We start from the raw sequence: 15,265 nt of genomic DNA on the forward strand, positions 1-15,265 counted from the left end.
CGCTGTTACGGGCCCGGTGTTTTGCTTAGGGCGCCCGGTCTGGCCAGTGCGGCTGCTGCCGCTCTGGCGGCCGGGCGGCCCAGAGCAGCTCGGGACGTCTCCCGGAGGAGGACCGCTGCGCGGAAGGCGGCCGTGGGGAGGGCGCCGTGGCGCTGGCGGTACAGGCGGACTCGGTTGAGGGTGAGGAGGGTCCACAGGCGGGGTGACACCTGGGAGTCGCCGCCCAGGTGTACGGCCTCGGCCGTCGGCTCCAGTTGGGTGGCGTATCCCCGGTCCCGTGCGCGCAGGCAGTACTCGGTCTCCTCCGAGTAGAGGAAGAAGGACTCGTCCCAGAGGCCGCAGGCGGCCAGGCAGTCCTCCGACATGGCCATGAGCGCACCGGTCGCCCAGTCCGCGCGCGTGGGCCGCCGGTACGCGGCGGGGTCGGTGACGAGCTCGCTGAGAAGGGGGAAGCGTCCGGCCCTGGTGTTCCCGATGAGGGCCTCGCCGAGCGCCCGGGGCACACTCGACTCGCGGCGCAATGAGCGGTGGGGCGTGTCGCTGCCCTCCTCGTACAGAAGGGGTACGGCGATCCCCACACCCTCGCCGAGACTGTCGACGAGGCGTTTGGCGCAGCCCTCCCGCATCCGGATGTCGGGGTTGCAGATGAGGACGGCACCGTGCTCACCGGCCGCACCCAGCGCCGCGTTGACCCCGGCCGCGTACCCGGCGTTGCGGCCGGTCTGGACGACGGTGGCGTCGGGGGCCAGTGTCCGGAGCACCTCGACGGTGTCGTCGGCGGAGTCGTTGTCGGCGACGACGAGCCGCCAGTCGAGGCCGGCCATGCCGTCGGGAAGCGCGGCGAGGAAGCCCGGGAGCACCGAGGCGCTGTTCCAGGTGACGACGATGACGGCGACGGGACTCATCGGGACTCCGCGAGTTGGGGGAGCTGGGCTTCGGATGCCTTACGGGGAGCGGGAACCTCAGCGGCTGCCGCGGCCTCGGCCGCCTCCCGGCGGATGAAGCCGAGGTAGCTCCCGCCCGCGCCCAGGGTCAGGAAGAACATCCCGGCGTACATGGGGAAGCTGAGCGCGTCGAAGGTGGCGCTGATGACCAGGGCGACCAGCGCCGAGGCGAGGAACGCCTGTCCCAGTTCCCGGTCCGAGTCGGTGCGGGCGAGGCGGCGGACGGCACCGCCGGTGTGTATCCCGGTGACGAACAGGGCGAGCAGCGCGACGAGTCCCACGATGCCCATCTCGGCGAGGGTCAGCATGTACTGGTTGTCGGTGAAGAAGTACAGGTCGGGGGTGAAGGTGCCGAATCCCCTTCCGAACCAGGGGTGTTCGTTGAGATAGGGGACGATCGCGCTGTACTTCACGGTGCGCGCCTGGGTGCTGCTGTCGGAGCCCGCCAGGAAGGTGGCGAACAGGTTGGTGATGGTTCCGATCAGCCCGGGGATGATCACCTTGAAGCCGGCCACCGAGGCCACGATGATTCCGATCGCGGCCCAGCGCCGCTGCGGCTTCCAGCGGGGCACCATCACCAGGATCACGATGGCGGCGCCGATGATGGACGTCCTGGACACCGTCAGCGGGAGTGCACCGGCCATGATCGCCACCGGGGCCCAGCGGCGCATCGCGCCGGCGTGACGGCGTACCGGATCGAACGCCTGGTGGACGGCGAAGGGCACGAGGATGGCGAGCATCCCGCCGAACTCCAGCGGATGGGCCGTGGTGGAGCGTGGCCGGGTGAACGAGCCGCGGTCCATGGCGCTGATCCCGGCGGTGCTCGACTGCAGGCCGGGGATGTGGATGGAGTCGGCGATGTTGGTCGCCGCGAAGAAGTCGTAGTAGCCGATCAGGGCGACCACCGTGCCCAGGACGACGAGCCGGCGCATGAGGGTCTCCAGGCGGCTGCGCTCCTGGATGCCTGCCGACGCCAGCACCACCAGCGCCACCCACACCCCGAGCCCGATGAGCCCCCGGTCGGCCCCGAGGACCTCCTCGTGCGAGCTGTCGCGGGTCGCGTCCGCGAGGTAGGACAGCAGCACCGCCATGGCGAGCACGCACATCGCCACACGCGGCAGCCTGGTGCCCTGGGCGGGACGGATACGGCCGCCGAGCCAGGTCGCGAGGTACCAGAGAAGTCCCAGCAGGGCGAAGACGTTGGCCGGGGTGCCGACGCCGCCCAACGCGGGCAGGGTGAGGTTGGACGGGACGAAGAAGGCCAGCACCAGATAGCCGGAGAGGATCGTCGTGGCGTCCAGTCTCCGCACCAGCAGGCCCCTGGGCTCCCGCTCGGGAGGCTGGGCGCGATGGCGCCGGGGGACGTATCCGGCCGTGGCGCGTCCCCGGCGGCGGACCACCGCGACGCCCTCGGCCAGGATGGACAGCAGGAACGCGCTGACGATCCCGACGATGAGGACGGACGCGATGTTCTGGTAGCGGGCCTTCGACTGGGAGACCGGTGTCTGCGGCAGCACGACCGGCGTGGCCTGCACGGAGTACTTCGCGGGCACCTTGGAGGCGGCCTGCAGGGCCTTCAGCTGCTCGGCGGTGAACTTGGTGAGGGTGGTGGTCTCCCGCAGCACCTTCGCCCGGTCGGTCCCGGTCACGCTCAGGGTGAGCAGCGGGCTGTCGGCCTCCGGTGCGAAACCGGCCGTGTACCGGTCGGTGACGCCGCGGGAGTGCAGTTCCTTGGCCGAGTCGCTCGACTGGAGCGTCCTGATCAGCACGTCGGCCGTGACTACCAGCGAACCGCCCGCGTTCGATATGGGGTTGCCGAAGGTCGGCGCCAGATCGGCGACCGCCGTGGAGTCGAGCAGCGTGACCGAGCTCTGCGACTCGTAGGACACCGGGATCGTCCGGTACAGATAGCCGCCCGCGAAAAGACTGAGCAGGGTGAGGGGCACCATGAAGTACCAACGCCTGCACATGATCGCCCAGATGTCGCCAAGGCTCATCGGTTCTCCCCCCGGCCCGGTGCTGCGTGACCGGACGTCCGGGCTCCGGCCAAGCATAGGCCTCGTGATCTGGTGGCGATCCGCCCCCGCGCCTGCGAGGATCGGTGCCGACGGAAGGAATCCCTGTGTCGCCCCGTGACGTCGCCGAAGCGCTGCTCCGCCGCTGGTACGTGCTTGTGCTCGCGCTCCTGCTGACAGCCGCCGGGGCCTATCCGGTGCTCCGGCCCGCTCCGCAGTACCTGAGTTCGGCGGTCGTCGTCCTCAAGCCGCCGGTGACGGGAAACCAGCCGAACCAGCTGACGAATCTCCAACCGCCGCTCGCCACCCTCTCGTACGGGGTCATCCAGCAGCTCGAATCGCCCGCCGGGCGCAAGGAGCTGAGCGCCGCCGGCGTCCACGGGACGTACCAGCTGATCCCGCGCAACAGCGGTACGAGCGCGACGCCCGCCTATCTGATCCCCTCGTTGCAGGTCCAGGCACGGGCATCCGACCCGGTCGAGGCCGACACGGCGGTCCGCAGGATCATCGACGTCTACTCCGGGCATGTGGCGGACGTCCAGGAGGCGCAGGGGATCTCGGCGGCGGCGCGGATCAACGCTTCCGTCCTGGTCGCCCCGAGCGCCGCCCAGGTGCTGGGCACCAAGAGCCGTGCGCTGGCCGGTACGGCGCTGCTGGGCGCGACCGTCGCGCTGCTGAGCGCACTGTGGTTCGACCAGTACGCGCTGCGCCGCAGGAGCAGGAAGGGCGGCTCCTCGGACCCACGCCGTTACGCGGGTACGGCAGCCGCCGCCGGCTGAACCGGGCGCCGTCGGCGCGTACCGGGCGGAGCGCTCGCGCATCAGATGCCGCGGCGCTTCCAGGACTGCCACCACAGCCATTCCCGTCCGCGGTCGACCACGGCCGACCACACCAGCGGCTGGAGGTACGGCATCAGCGCTGCACCGACGCGTTGGCGCCGGTGCAGCGCCTGGTACTCGGGCAGGGAAGTGAAACCGGGACGGCACTCCGCGGCGAAGGCGACGAGGTCGTCGACCGGGACGACGTCGGTGCGCCCCCGGTCGTAGGCGCGGTACGCGCGTCGCAGGGCGTAGCGGGCGAGCCGGGTGTGCACCATGTCGGCCAGCCGCTCGGCCTGCGGGAGCTGGTCGGCGCATTTGGCCAGGACGGAGTCGAAGGCGACGAGGCGTTGACGCAGGTCGTCGAGCTGACCCCCGAAGTCGGTGGTGGACATGTTGTTGCCGTGGACGCGGTAGAAGGCCTGGTCGGCGCCGCGTACGTAGCCGACGTCGGCGCGGGCGGCGAGCCGCATCCACATCTCGATGTCGCCGGCGTGCGGAAGTTCGGGGTCGTAGCCGCCCACCTCGCGCTGCAGGCTGGTGCGGACGACGACCTCGGGCGAGGTGATGCAGCCGGTGCCTTCCCGGAACCGGCGCTCCAGCCACCAGTGCCCGGGATAGACGACCGAACCGGTGCTCTGCGTACGGGCCTTGGGCAGCGGGCCGCCGTGCTGGAAGCGCAGGGGGCGGCCGTAGGCGAACCCCGCCTCCGGATGGGCGTCCAGCAGGGCGGCGGCGCGCACCAGTGCGCCGGGGACGAGCCGGTCGTCGGCGGAGAGGAGTGCGACGTAGTCGCCGTCGGCCCACTCCAGGAGGCCCTCGTTGTAGGTGGCGATGTGGCCCTTGTTGGTCTCGTGGACCCGGACCTGGATGCGTGAGTCGGCGGCGGCCAGTTTGAGCGCGATCTCCGCCGAGTCGTCGGGAGAGGCGTCGTCGATGATGAGTACCCGGACGTCAACGCCGTCCTGCTCGTCCAGGACGCTGCTCACGCAGTCGGCGAGGAAATGGCCGTACTTGTAGCACGGGATCACAACACTGACGGTACTCATCGGTCGGGAAGGCCAATCCCCGGCGGTGGCCTCCCGCGAACGTGCGGGAGGCCACCGGCGGTGGGTTGTGGTCGGTCAGTTCTTCTTGCGGACGGTCTTGCTGGTGAGGGTCCAGACGCGGGACGCAACCGTGTGGTGCTGCTTGTCCCGGGCCGTGACCGTGATCTTGAACCGCGTGCCGTCCGGCAGCGGGGTGGACAGGTGGACGGACACCTTGTGGGTGGCCCGGTTGTAGGAGAGGACGGCCTTGACCTTGAGCTTCCCGGCGGCAGCGGCCTTCGCGCCCGGCAGGACGGTCACCGTCGCCTTCACCGTGGACAGCTTGGCGGTGCTGGGCAGCGTGGTGACCAGCGGGTTCGCCGCGTCGGCGGTGCGCGCCAGCGCGGAGGTGCCCGCCTCCGAGGAGGTGCCCGACGTCAGCGACGCGGACGGGTCGTCGGCGGTGAAGACGGGACCGACCCAGTAGTTCGCGGATCCGTAGGAACTGTTGGGGAAGGCCACGTCACTGCCGTACCGGTACAGCCCGTTGCGGGCCGTGCTGATGTCGGCGGTGGCGGTCAGCGGATAGGACTTGTGGGCCGACGCGAAGTAGCCGCCGTCCACCGCGTAGTTGCCGTTCGGCGCGTGGTAGGAGACGACGTACGCGGTGTCGGCGCTGATCGCCACCGGGGTCGCGAAGGTCATCGTCTGCCAGCCGGAGGCGGACTCGGTGGTGAAGGTGCCGGAGGCGAGGAGCGTGCCGTCGGCGGACCAGAGACTGCCGGTGTGGGTGCCGGTGTTCGTGGCGCCCTTGTAGAAGGTGACACCGGTGACCCAGCCGCTCGCCGAGGACTGGAACCTGGTGCCCAGTTCGAGGGAGTTGGGGTCGTCGGTGACGGCCGCCCTGGCCGGCACGGTGCTGGAGTTCCACAGCGTGCAGGGGCAGGTGACCGCGGGCGGGGTGGAGCTGGTGGTGAACGACCACGTCACCGGGGCCGACATGGCGTTGCCCCACAGGTCCTCGGCCTGCACGGACGCGGTGTACGTGGTGTGCAGTTCCAGTTCCGTCGACGGGGTGAACGTCGCCTGGTTCGACGCGGGGAGCGTCTTGGTGCCCGGCACGGTGTTGCCGTTCGGGTCCTTCAAGGTGAACGTCAGCGTGTCGGAGTCGATGGCGTGGTCGAAGACGGCCGACACCGGTGCCGTGATCGAGGCGCCGGTCGCCCCGGACGTCGGGGAGGTCGACGTGACGACGGGCGGGGTCGTACTGGCCGTCGAGGTGTCGAGCACCACGTCCACCCAGTAGTTGCTGCCCGAGGACGCCGAGGACGGGAAGGCGCTGGTCGAGTTGTAGCGGTAGACGCCGTTGCCGCCGTCGGTGCCCGACTGGAGTGCCGTGAGCGGGGCCAGGCCGGCCGCGCCGGAGGAGAAGTAGCCGCCGTCGTAGGAGTACCCGCCGTTCGGCGCGAAGTACGAGGCGACGTAGGTGGTGTTGGCCTTGACGGTCACCGGGGTGGCGAAGTTCAGCTGCTGCCAGCCGGAGGCCGTCTCGTTGGTGAAGGTGCCGGTGGCCAGGCGGGTGCCGGAGGCGCTCCACAGGCTGCCGGTGTGGGTGCCGGTGTTGGCCGGCGACTTGTAGAAGCGGACGCCGGTGATGGAACCGGCCACCGTGGTACGGATCTTGACACCGAGCTCCAGCGGACCGTTGTCACCCGCGTTGAGGGTGCCGGGCACCGCGGTGGCGGGCCAGACGGTGCAGGGGCAGGCCTGGGGACCGACGGTCACCGGGATGGTGGTGACGGCGCCGATGTTGACGCTGTCGTCGACCGCGCGGACCTTGATGGAGGCGGTGCCCGGGGTCGTCGGCGTCCAGCTGTAGGTCCAGGACGTCAGGCCGGTGGCGGCGTTCCAGGTCGTGCCGCCGTCGGTGGACACCTCCGTGCGGGCCACCACTCCCCCGCCGGAGTCGGTGGCGGTACCGGTGATGGTGACCGGCTTCAGCGCCGGGACGGTGACCCCGGAGGCCGGGCTCGTCACGGTGACGGCCGGGCCGGTGGTGTCGGTGGACGCCGTGGCGGAGACGAGGTTGCTCTGGAGGGTCAGCGGCTGGACGCCCATGTCGGCGAGGACGTTCACCGTCGCCTGCTGCATCCGGGCGTCCTCGGTGACCACCACGTCTTCGGGGTCGTACGTGGGCAGGTTCGTCAGGCCCCACGACCACTGGACGGTTCCCGCTCCGAAGACCAGGGCCCCGGAGTCCTGGTCGCGGAACTCGACGAGATTGTGCGTCGCGGTGCCGTTGCCGTACATGTTGCCCCAGTCGAGGCGGTACTTGCCGTCGTCGATGTCCACCGTCGTGGACGACAGGTGGATCGCTCCGGCGGGCCTGGTGCTGTTGACGATGTCGCTGTCCCACTCGTAGCCGAGGGTGCCGGCCGGGAAGGTGGCCGTCTGGCTCGACGTGAGGTTCGCGATGGAGGTGTTGCGCCAGATCCGGTTCTTGCCGTAGGAACCGGGAACCGTGATCGAGTCGGCGCGGTAGCCGTTCACCGTGAACATGGAACCGGTGAGGATGTTCGGCGGCTGGTAGGTCTGACCGTAGGAGGTGCTGGTCGGGTCCATCCAGGTGCCGGTCCAGGTGCCGCTGGGGTCGGCGATGCCGTTGCCCTGCACCATCTTGGTCATCTTGTAGCAGACCAGGGTCCGGTTCGCCGTGCTCGTCCCGTCGTTGCTCGGGGCGAGCCGGGTCTTCCAGAAGACCTCGTTGCCGCTGAAGTAGGCCTGCCGGACGCCTGCCTTCCTGGCCGCCAGGACGTTGGAGTACTGGCTCTGCGTCCAGTACTCGTCATGGCCGGAGGACAGGTACACCTTGTGGTTCTTCAGCAGGGTGGCGCCGTTGGTCGACGACACGTCCACGCCGGACAGATAGCTGACGTCGTACCCGTTGCGCTCCAGCCAGGACAGCATCATGAACTCGGAGCCGTAGATGCCGTTGTCACCGCCGATGTCCAGCGGCCGGTTGTAGCTGACCTCGTAGGCACGGCCGTCCGGCGCGGGTCCCGCGCCGCCGTAGAAGTCCTGGCCGCCGTAGTCGTTGTAGGCCTGCCAGGTCTGGTCGCTGGTCTGCACGACGACGTCGGAGGTGCTGGAGTCCTTGCGGACGACGAACGGGTACGGCATCAGACCGTCGCCGTCCGTCTGCGTCAGGTTCGCGATGTACAGGCCGGACACGGCGTCGCTGGGCACCGCCCAGGTCGCGGTCACGGGCCAGTTGCCGCAGTCGACCAGTCCCGTGCTGCTCTTGGTGGTGCAACTGGCGGGATTGTTCGAGTAGTTGGCCGAGTAGGTCACGGCTGCCTGGGCCGCGGTCGAGATCAGGCGCGCTCCGTCGCCGCCGTACCAGCCGAGGCGGTAGATCTCCACGTGGTACGACACCGGGGACTGGATCTTGAACTGGACGGTGTCACCGGCCTGGACGCTCTCCTTCGTGGAGAAGCCCTTGATGCCACCGTAGGAGTTGGGCGAGTACCAGTCGGACATAGGGCTGCCCGCCTTGGAGTTCTCGCAGACGATCGGGTTCGAGCCCGTTCCGCACGGATCGGACGCGGCCTGGGCGGGGAGTGCCTGCGGGAGTACCGCCCATATCAATGCTGCTACGACGGCGAGGCGCCCGCCCCGGATCCGTCTGCCCCATCTGTTCATATGTACCTCTCAGCGGTGCTGTGCAGGGCCGACCCTGAATGTCGGCGTGGAGCGTGAAACAGGGGACCGATCAGCTCTGGAGCGCCTTGGCGAGCGTGTCCACGACGCGTTGCTGCTGATCGGGGCTTATCTGGGGGAAGAGCGGCAGCGACAGCATCCGGTCCGCCGCCTTCTCGGCGTGGGGGAAGTCGCCGCGGGCGTGGCCGAGATGTCGGTAGGCCTCGGTGAGGTGGACGGGTGCCGGGTAGTGCACCCCCGCGCCGATGCCTTCCGCGTTGAGCTTGCCCACGATGTCGTCCCGGTCCGTGCCGGCGACCTGGACGACGTACAGGTGCCATACGTGGACGTTGCCGGCGTCCGTCGTCGGGAGCACGACCCGCCCGGCGGACGCCAGATCGGCGAGCAGCGTGTCGTAGCGGGCCGCGGCGGCCCGCCGGGCCGCGTTGCCGTCCGCCAGCCGGGCCAGCTTCGCCCGCAGGACGACGGCCTGGAGCCCGTCCAGACGGCTGTTGAACCCGGGTACGTCATGGCGGTACTTGGCGACGCCGCCGTGGTTCGCGGTCGCGCGCACCAGGCCGGCGAGTTCCTCGTCGTCGGTGAGCACCGCGCCCGCGTCGCCGTAGGCGCCCAGGTTCTTGCCCGGGTAGAAGCTGGTCGCCGCGATCCCGCCGCTGCCCGGTGGGCGTCCCTCGCGGGTGGCGCCCTGGCACTGGGCGGCGTCCTCGACGACCCGTACGTGGTCGGGCACCTGACCGGTCAGCGCCGCGACTTCGGCCATCTGTCCGTACAGGTGCACCGGCACCACGGCGCGGGTGGCAGGGCCGACCGCGTCCAGGGCGGCCTGCGGGTCGAGAAGGTAGGTGTCGGGCAGGCAGTCCGCGAGGACCGGCCGCGCGCCGATCCGGGCCACCGCACCCGCGGTGGCGATGAAGGTGTTCGCGGGGATGACGACCTCGTCGCCGGGCCCCACCCCGCTTGCGCGCAGGGCGAGTTCGACCGCGTCGGTGCCGTTGGCGACACCCACGCAGTGCGCGACGCCGCCGAAGTCGGCGTACTCGCGCTCGAAGGCCCGCACTTCGTCACCGCCGATGAAGGCGGTGTTGGCCAGGATCCGTTCGAATCCGGCCCGTACCTCGTCGGCGACCTCCTCATGGGCCGCCTTGAGGTCCACAAGCGGTATCTGGTTCATCTCAGCGGTCCCCCCACTGTTGTTCGTGCTGCTGTTCGTGTCGCGAGTTCGTCCAACGCGGGCGCCGCCGCCTCGCGCAGCCGTCGGGCCGGGCTCCCCACCCAGACCTCGCCCGGCGGCACATCACCGAGCACGGCGCTGCCCATCCCGACCAGTGACCAGGCGCCGACCACCGTGCCCTCCCTGACCAGGGCTCCGGAGCCCACATAGGCGCCCCGCTCCAGCCGCGCTCCCCCGCCCAGGCGGACACCCGAGGCGATCGTGGCGAAGTCCTCGACCACGTCGTCATGGGTGAGGACGACGTGCGGCATCACCGCGACATGCGCACCCACCCGCACGGCGGCTGTCAGGACGCAGTGCGCGAGCAGCACCGAGCCCGGGCCGACCTCCGAGGTCGCCGAGACCGACGCCGTCGGGTGGACGACGGTGGCGTAGCGGTCCGCCGACAGGCCGAGCCTGCGGACCAGGCGGGCGCGGGCCGCGTAGTCCCGGGGGTTGCCCACACAGATCACGACCCGTGCCTCGGGCAGGTCGTGGACCAGGTCGCAGCCGCCGAGTACGGGCACGCCGTCCACCTCGGTGCCGTGCAGGGCGGAGTTGTCGTCGAGGTGCCCGAGCAGCTCGATGTCACCCGCGTCCCGTACGGCCTGTGCGGTCTCCCGGGCGAAGCCGCCCGCGCCGATGATCAGGAGTCCGCTCATCTACGGGCCTGTTCGCGCAGCGCCGCCACGACGCGGTCCTGCTGGGCCTCGGTCAGCGTGTGGAACAGCGGCAGGATCAGCGAGTCGCGGCTGATCCGTTCGGTGACCGGCAGCGGAGCGGCGGGGTGACCCTCGTAGGCCGGTTCGAGGTGGGAGGCCATGATCCCGCGCCGGGCGGAGACCCCGGCCTCGGCGAGAGCGGCGAGCAGGTCGTCCCGGCCGACGGGGAAGTCCTCGTCCAGCAGCACCCAGTAGGACTGGAAGTTGCTCTGCCCGTGCTCGGGGTCGCGTACGGGGGTGAGTCCGGGGACGTCCCGCAGCAACGCGTCGTAGCGGGCCGCCAGTTCGCGTCGGCGGGCGATCATCGCGTCGAGCTTGCCGAGCTGGACCAGGCCGATCGCGGCCTGGACGTCCGTCATCCGGTAGTTGTAGCCGACCTCCAGATAGCTCTCCAGGACCGGCTTGCTGCTCGAATGGCGCTCGGCAGCCGAGGCGTTCATCCCGTGCTCGCGCAGCCGGCGCAGGCGTACCGCCCACTCGGCGTCGTCGGTGGTGATCATGCCGCCCTCGCCGGTGGTGACGAGCTTGCGGGGGTGGAAGGACCAGGCGGCGATGAGCGCGCCCTGTCCGACGGGCTTGCCGCCGACGGTCGAGCCGATGGCGCAGGCCGCGTCCTCGACGAGGGGCAGGTCCCAGTCCGCGCAGGCGGTGCGCAGGCTGTGCACGTCGGCCGGTACGCCGCCCTGGTGGACGGCGAGGACGGCCTTGGTGCGAGAGGTGCGGACCGCGTCCACGGTGACCGTGGTCAGGTTGCCGCTGGCGGGGTCGACGTCGGCGAACACGGGCTCCGCGCCGACGTAGCGCACGGCGTTGGCGGTGGCGATGAACGAGAGGGACGGCACCACGACCTCGTCGCCAGGGCCGAGGCCGAGCACGACGAGCGCCAGGTGCAGGGCGGTGGTGCAGGAGCTGACGGCGATGCCGTGTTCGGCGCCCACCCGCTCGGCGAAGGCCTGCTCGAACGCGGCGACCCGGGGGCCCTGGGCGACCCACCCGGACAACACGGCGTCGGAGGCGGCCTTGGCCTCCTCCTCGCCGAGCCAGGGGATCATCACCGGGATGCGGTCGGTGCTCACTTGGCCGCCTCCGCCGTTGCGGCGTCGGCGGCGCGCTCGGCACGCCACCACTCCACCAGGTCCCTGAGCCCCGTACGCATGTCGATCCGCGCCGTGAAGCCGAGCCGCTCGGCGGCCCGGGTGGTGTCCGCGAGCCGCCGGACCACGCCGTTCACCGCGCGGGCGGGCCCGTGCTCCGGCTCCAGACCCGACGCGCCCATGGCCTCCAGCAGGCCGTCGGCGAGTTCGCGCAGCGAGGTCTCCGTGCCGCTGGCGACGTTGAACACCTCGTCCGTCACATCCGACTCGGCGGCCAGCACATTGGCTCTGGCGATGTCCCGGACGTCGACGAAGTCCATCGTCTGCGTGCCGTCACCGAGGATCAGCGGCGGCTCTCCCGCCTCGATGCGCTCCATCCAGCGGATGAGCACCTCGGTGTAGAGGCCGTGGATGTCCATCCGGGGGCCGTAGACGTTGAAGTAGCGCAGGGCCACGTAGTCCAGTCCGTACATGGCGTGGAAGCTGCGCAGCATGCCCTCGTTGAAGGCCTTCGCCGCGCCGTAGAACGTGTCGTTGTTGTACGCGTGGTGGCGCTCGGTCGTCGGGAAGGTCTCGGCCATGCCGTAGACGGAAGCCGAGGACGAGGCGATCACCTTGCCCACCCCGGCCTCGGCCGCCGCTTCCAGGACGTTGAAGGTGCCGTCGACCATGACCTCGTTGGCCAGCCGGGGTTCCTGCGCGCACTGGGTGATGCGTATCGCGGCGAGGTGGAACACCAGGTCGGCGCCCTCGGTGACCTTCCGTACGGTGGCGGCGTCCCGGATGTCGCCCTCGACGACCTCCACGACGCCGCTGGGCATGGCCTTGGCGAGGTTGGCCCGCCGCCCGCGCACGAAGTTGTCCAGCACCACGATCTCGCGGGCGCCGCCCTCGGCGAGGAGGTCGACGAGGTTGGAGCCGATGGTGCCCGCTCCCCCGGTGACCAGGATCTTCTTGCCTCGTACGCTGCTCAACTGCCCTGCCTTCTCAGTGAATGGGAACGTCAACGCCCGGCACGCAGTCCGACGACCGCGCCCTTGAATTCGAGACTCCGGGAAGCCGCCTCGAGAATGTCCAGCACCCGCAGGCCCGCACGGCCGTCGGTCAGCGGCGCCCGGCGCTGTCTGATCGCGTCGCCGAACTCGTCGACCATGCTGCGCAGCGCCTCCTTCTCGCCGATGGCGGGTGCGACCATGTCGCCGGAGCGGTACGACACGAGCATGTCCCGGCGCTCGTCCGCGCCGATCTCCTGGGGCGCGGCCAGGTCCACCCCGCGGTCGAAGATCGCCACGCGCTGGGCGGGGTTGAGGTCGTCCCAGATCAGGGTGCGCTTGGAGCCGCCCACCATGGTGGTACGGACCTTGGTCGGCGACAGCCAGTTGACGTGCACGTGGGCGATGGCCCCCGTGTTGAGCTGGAGCGTCAGATAGGCCACACAGGCCTGGCCCGCGCCGATCGGGTCGGCCCCGTGGGCGGCGACGGCGACCGGCTCCACGTTGTCCGGGAGGATGAAGTCCAGGATCGACAGGTCGTGCGGGGCGAGGTCCCACATCACGTCGATGTCCTTCTGGACCAGACCGAGGTTGATCCGCACCGAGTCGACGAAGTGGATGTCGCCGAGTTCCCCGGAACGGACCAGTTCCCGGATGCGGCCCACGGCGGGCGTGTAGCAGTAGGTGTGGTCGCACATCAGGGTGAGCCCGCGCTCCTCCGCCTCGGTCACCAGGCTCATCCCGTCTGCGTAGGTCGCCGCGAGCGGCTTCTCCACGAGGACGTGTTTGCCGGCGCGCAGGGCGGCCAGGGCGATGTCGAGGTGGGTCCCGGCGGGCGTGGCCACGGCGACGGCGTCGACGGTCGGGTCGGCGAGGACGGCCGCGTAGTCCGAGGTGGCCTGGACCGTCGAGTAGCCGCCGAGGACCCGCTGGGCCCGGTCCACGTCGAGATCGCACAGCCAGCGCAGCCGGAACTGCTCGCTGGCCTGGAAGTTGCGTACGAGGTTGGGGCCCCAGTAACCGGCCCCGACGACCGCGATCCCCAACGGCTGCGTGCCCTGCGTCACTTGGTTCCTCTTCCGTCGGTCCATCAGTAGGCCCCCGTTCCACGCACCACGGCGGACCCGGTGCGCGCCAGAATCTCCAGGTCGAGCCCCATCGACCAGTTGTCCACGTATCCGAGATCGAGCCGGACCGCCTCGTCCCAGGCCAGGTCGGAGCGTCCGCTGACCTGCCACAACCCGGTGAGGCCGGGCTTGACCAGCAGTCGGCGCTTGACCTCCGGCGTGTACTCCTCCACCTCCTCGGGCAGCGGCGGACGGGGGCCGACGAGCGACATGTGGCCGCCGATCACGTTGATCAGCTGCGGCAGTTCGTCGAGCGACGTGCGGCGCAGCACCGAGCCGACCCGGGTGATCCGCGGGTCTTCCTTCACCTTGAACAGCAGGCCGTCGCTGTTCTCGTTGAGGTGCTCCAGTTCCGCCCGGAGTGCCTCCGAGTCCGGCCGCATGGTGCGGAACTTGAACATGGTGAAGTGGTCGCCGTAGCGGCCCACCCGCTGCTGCCTGAACAGGGTCGGCCCGGGGCTGTCCAGCCGCACGATCAGGGATATCAGCAGCATGGGCAGCGCGAGGAGCGCCAGGAGTACCGCCGCGAGCGAACGGTCCAGGATCTCCTTGGGCAGCCGGGAGATCCGGGTCAGGTTGGGCGCCTGTATCCGCAGCAGCGGCACCCCGTTGGTGGGGCGTACCGCCAGCCGGGAGGCGGACACGTCGGTCAGCACGGGGGCCAGCAGGAAGTCGACGCCCTGCACGGCCGCTGTCCAGGACATCCGGCGCAGGACGGAGGCGTCGGCCTCGGGGACCGGCAGTGCCACCACGGTGCTGATGCCCATGACCCGGACCACGTCGTCCATGTCGCCGATGCCGCCGAGGACGGGGAGCCCCAAATTGTGGATCTCCGCCCGGTTCTTCGGATCGCTCAGACACACCCCGGCGACGTGCAGTTCCTGTGTGCCGCCTCGGCGCAGGACGGCGATCAGCTCCACGATGCCGCGTGACGGCCCGACCAGGAGTGTCGCGCTCCGGTCCCGGCCCCGGGCCCATCTTCGGTGGAGCCGGCGGCGGAGTGCGTAACGGCCCGGGAGGGCGATCACGACGGCCGGCACCGCAGCCATGACCATGTCATGGAGAAGTCCCTCGTCGTGCGCGAACAGGTAGTGCGCGACGGCGGCCAGCGCCGGCAGCGCGAGCGCGCCGCGGAGCACCCGTCGATACTCCTCGGTTCCCAGACCCAGGGCGGTGCGGTCGTAGGAACGATGGGCGACCATGGCCACGATCCACATCGGGGGCAGCACCAGGGCCACCGCCCAGCGGCCGTACACCGCGTGGACGAGGAAGGCCGCGGCAACGGCCGCGAAGCCGTCCACGATCAGCAGAGCGATCCGGTATTTGCGATCCCAACGTCTTCGGCGAGCTTCCGGAGTCCTGCGTTCCACAACCAGTTGCTCATGCGTGACCTGAATGGCCATGCTCCCCCCACCACATGCGCGGCTACCCCCCGATCGAAGTGCCCTCCACACAGCGACACTGGAAAACCAGGGAGCGTCAGCGGTTCCCCAACCGCCTCATGCCCCCCAGCATGCTTTTGCCTACAAGTTCAAATTCGTGCAAAAAGCCACACCGTGACATGAAGTCAAGGACAGTTCCCCACCCAAACCGGT

The 15,265-nt window shown here is 70.2% G+C and carries 11 protein-coding genes; 1 reads left to right on the forward strand and 10 read right to left on the reverse strand.

The genetic code is table 11. The annotated features are described in order from the left end of the window. Positions 1-5 precede the first annotated feature (5 nt). Positions 6-905, reverse strand: a complete 900-nt coding sequence (locus OHN74_RS04020; protein ID WP_327693124.1) for a glycosyltransferase family 2 protein — start codon at positions 903-905, stop codon at positions 6-8. After that, complete coding sequence (locus OHN74_RS04025) at positions 902-2,941, reverse strand: O-antigen ligase family protein (protein WP_327693125.1); 2,040 nt, start codon at positions 2,939-2,941, stop codon at positions 902-904. Before OHN74_RS04025 ends, OHN74_RS04020 begins: the two co-directional genes overlap by 4 nt. A 125-nt stretch (positions 2,942-3,066) precedes the next feature. Here OHN74_RS04025 and OHN74_RS04030 point away from each other — a divergent pair, with 125 nt between their 5' ends. After that, positions 3,067-3,738 carry a hypothetical protein gene (locus tag OHN74_RS04030; protein ID WP_327693126.1) on the forward strand — a complete coding sequence of 224 codons (672 nt, stop codon included), beginning with the start codon at positions 3,067-3,069 and terminating at the stop codon, positions 3,736-3,738. A gap of 41 nt (positions 3,739-3,779) precedes the next feature. Here OHN74_RS04030 and OHN74_RS04035 read toward each other — a convergent pair whose 3' ends face one another. From OHN74_RS04035 to OHN74_RS04070, 8 genes are all read right to left on the reverse strand, one after another. Continuing rightward, positions 3,780-4,808, reverse strand: a complete 1,029-nt coding sequence (locus OHN74_RS04035) for a glycosyltransferase family 2 protein (RefSeq protein WP_327693127.1) — start codon at positions 4,806-4,808, stop codon at positions 3,780-3,782. A gap of 93 nt (positions 4,809-4,901) precedes the next feature. After that, on the reverse strand, positions 4,902-8,345 hold the full coding sequence (locus OHN74_RS04040; RefSeq protein WP_327693128.1) for a DUF4082 domain-containing protein: 3,444 nt from the start codon (positions 8,343-8,345) through the stop codon (positions 4,902-4,904). Between the two features lie 232 nt (positions 8,346-8,577). After that, positions 8,578-9,696 carry a DegT/DnrJ/EryC1/StrS family aminotransferase gene (locus tag OHN74_RS04045; protein WP_327693129.1) on the reverse strand — a complete coding sequence of 373 codons (1,119 nt, stop codon included), beginning with the start codon at positions 9,694-9,696 and terminating at the stop codon, positions 8,578-8,580. Next, a complete protein-coding gene (locus OHN74_RS04050) occupies positions 9,693-10,397 on the reverse strand; it encodes an acetyltransferase (protein ID WP_327693130.1) in 705 nt (234 codons plus the stop codon). The genes OHN74_RS04045 and OHN74_RS04050 overlap by 4 nt, the downstream gene beginning before the upstream one ends. Beyond that, positions 10,394-11,533 carry a DegT/DnrJ/EryC1/StrS family aminotransferase gene (locus OHN74_RS04055; RefSeq protein WP_327693131.1) on the reverse strand — a complete coding sequence of 380 codons (1,140 nt, stop codon included), beginning with the start codon at positions 11,531-11,533 and terminating at the stop codon, positions 10,394-10,396. The genes OHN74_RS04050 and OHN74_RS04055 overlap by 4 nt, the downstream gene beginning before the upstream one ends. Continuing rightward, positions 11,530-12,525 carry an NAD-dependent epimerase/dehydratase family protein gene (locus OHN74_RS04060; protein WP_327693132.1) on the reverse strand — a complete coding sequence of 332 codons (996 nt, stop codon included), beginning with the start codon at positions 12,523-12,525 and terminating at the stop codon, positions 11,530-11,532. The genes OHN74_RS04055 and OHN74_RS04060 overlap by 4 nt, the downstream gene beginning before the upstream one ends. 29 nt (positions 12,526-12,554) lie before the next feature. Next, positions 12,555-13,610 carry a Gfo/Idh/MocA family protein gene (locus tag OHN74_RS04065; protein ID WP_327693133.1) on the reverse strand — a complete coding sequence of 352 codons (1,056 nt, stop codon included), beginning with the start codon at positions 13,608-13,610 and terminating at the stop codon, positions 12,555-12,557. Positions 13,611-13,633: 23 nt separating this feature from the next. Then, complete coding sequence (locus OHN74_RS04070) at positions 13,634-15,073, reverse strand: sugar transferase (RefSeq protein WP_327693134.1); 1,440 nt, start codon at positions 15,071-15,073, stop codon at positions 13,634-13,636. Between the last annotated feature and the right edge of the window lie 192 nt (positions 15,074-15,265).

This window comes from Streptomyces sp. NBC_00459 (assembly GCF_036013955.1).
Taxonomy (GTDB): domain Bacteria; phylum Actinomycetota; class Actinomycetes; order Streptomycetales; family Streptomycetaceae; genus Streptomyces.

Coding starts and splice junctions, on each gene's coding strand:
- OHN74_RS04020 (WP_327693124.1), bottom strand. CDS start 905: ATGAGTCCCGTCGCCGTCATCGTCGTCACCTGGAACAGCGCCTCGGTG.
- OHN74_RS04025 (WP_327693125.1), bottom strand. CDS start 2,941: ATGAGCCTTGGCGACATCTGGGCGATCATGTGCAGGCGTTGGTACTTC.
- OHN74_RS04050 (WP_327693130.1), bottom strand. CDS start 10,397: ATGAGCGGACTCCTGATCATCGGCGCGGGCGGCTTCGCCCGGGAGACC.
- OHN74_RS04045 (WP_327693129.1), bottom strand. CDS start 9,696: ATGAACCAGATACCGCTTGTGGACCTCAAGGCGGCCCATGAGGAGGTC.
- OHN74_RS04070 (WP_327693134.1), bottom strand. CDS start 15,073: ATGGCCATTCAGGTCACGCATGAGCAACTGGTTGTGGAACGCAGGACT.
- OHN74_RS04040 (WP_327693128.1), bottom strand. CDS start 8,345: ATGTCCGACTGGTACTCGCCCAACTCCTACGGTGGCATCAAGGGCTTC.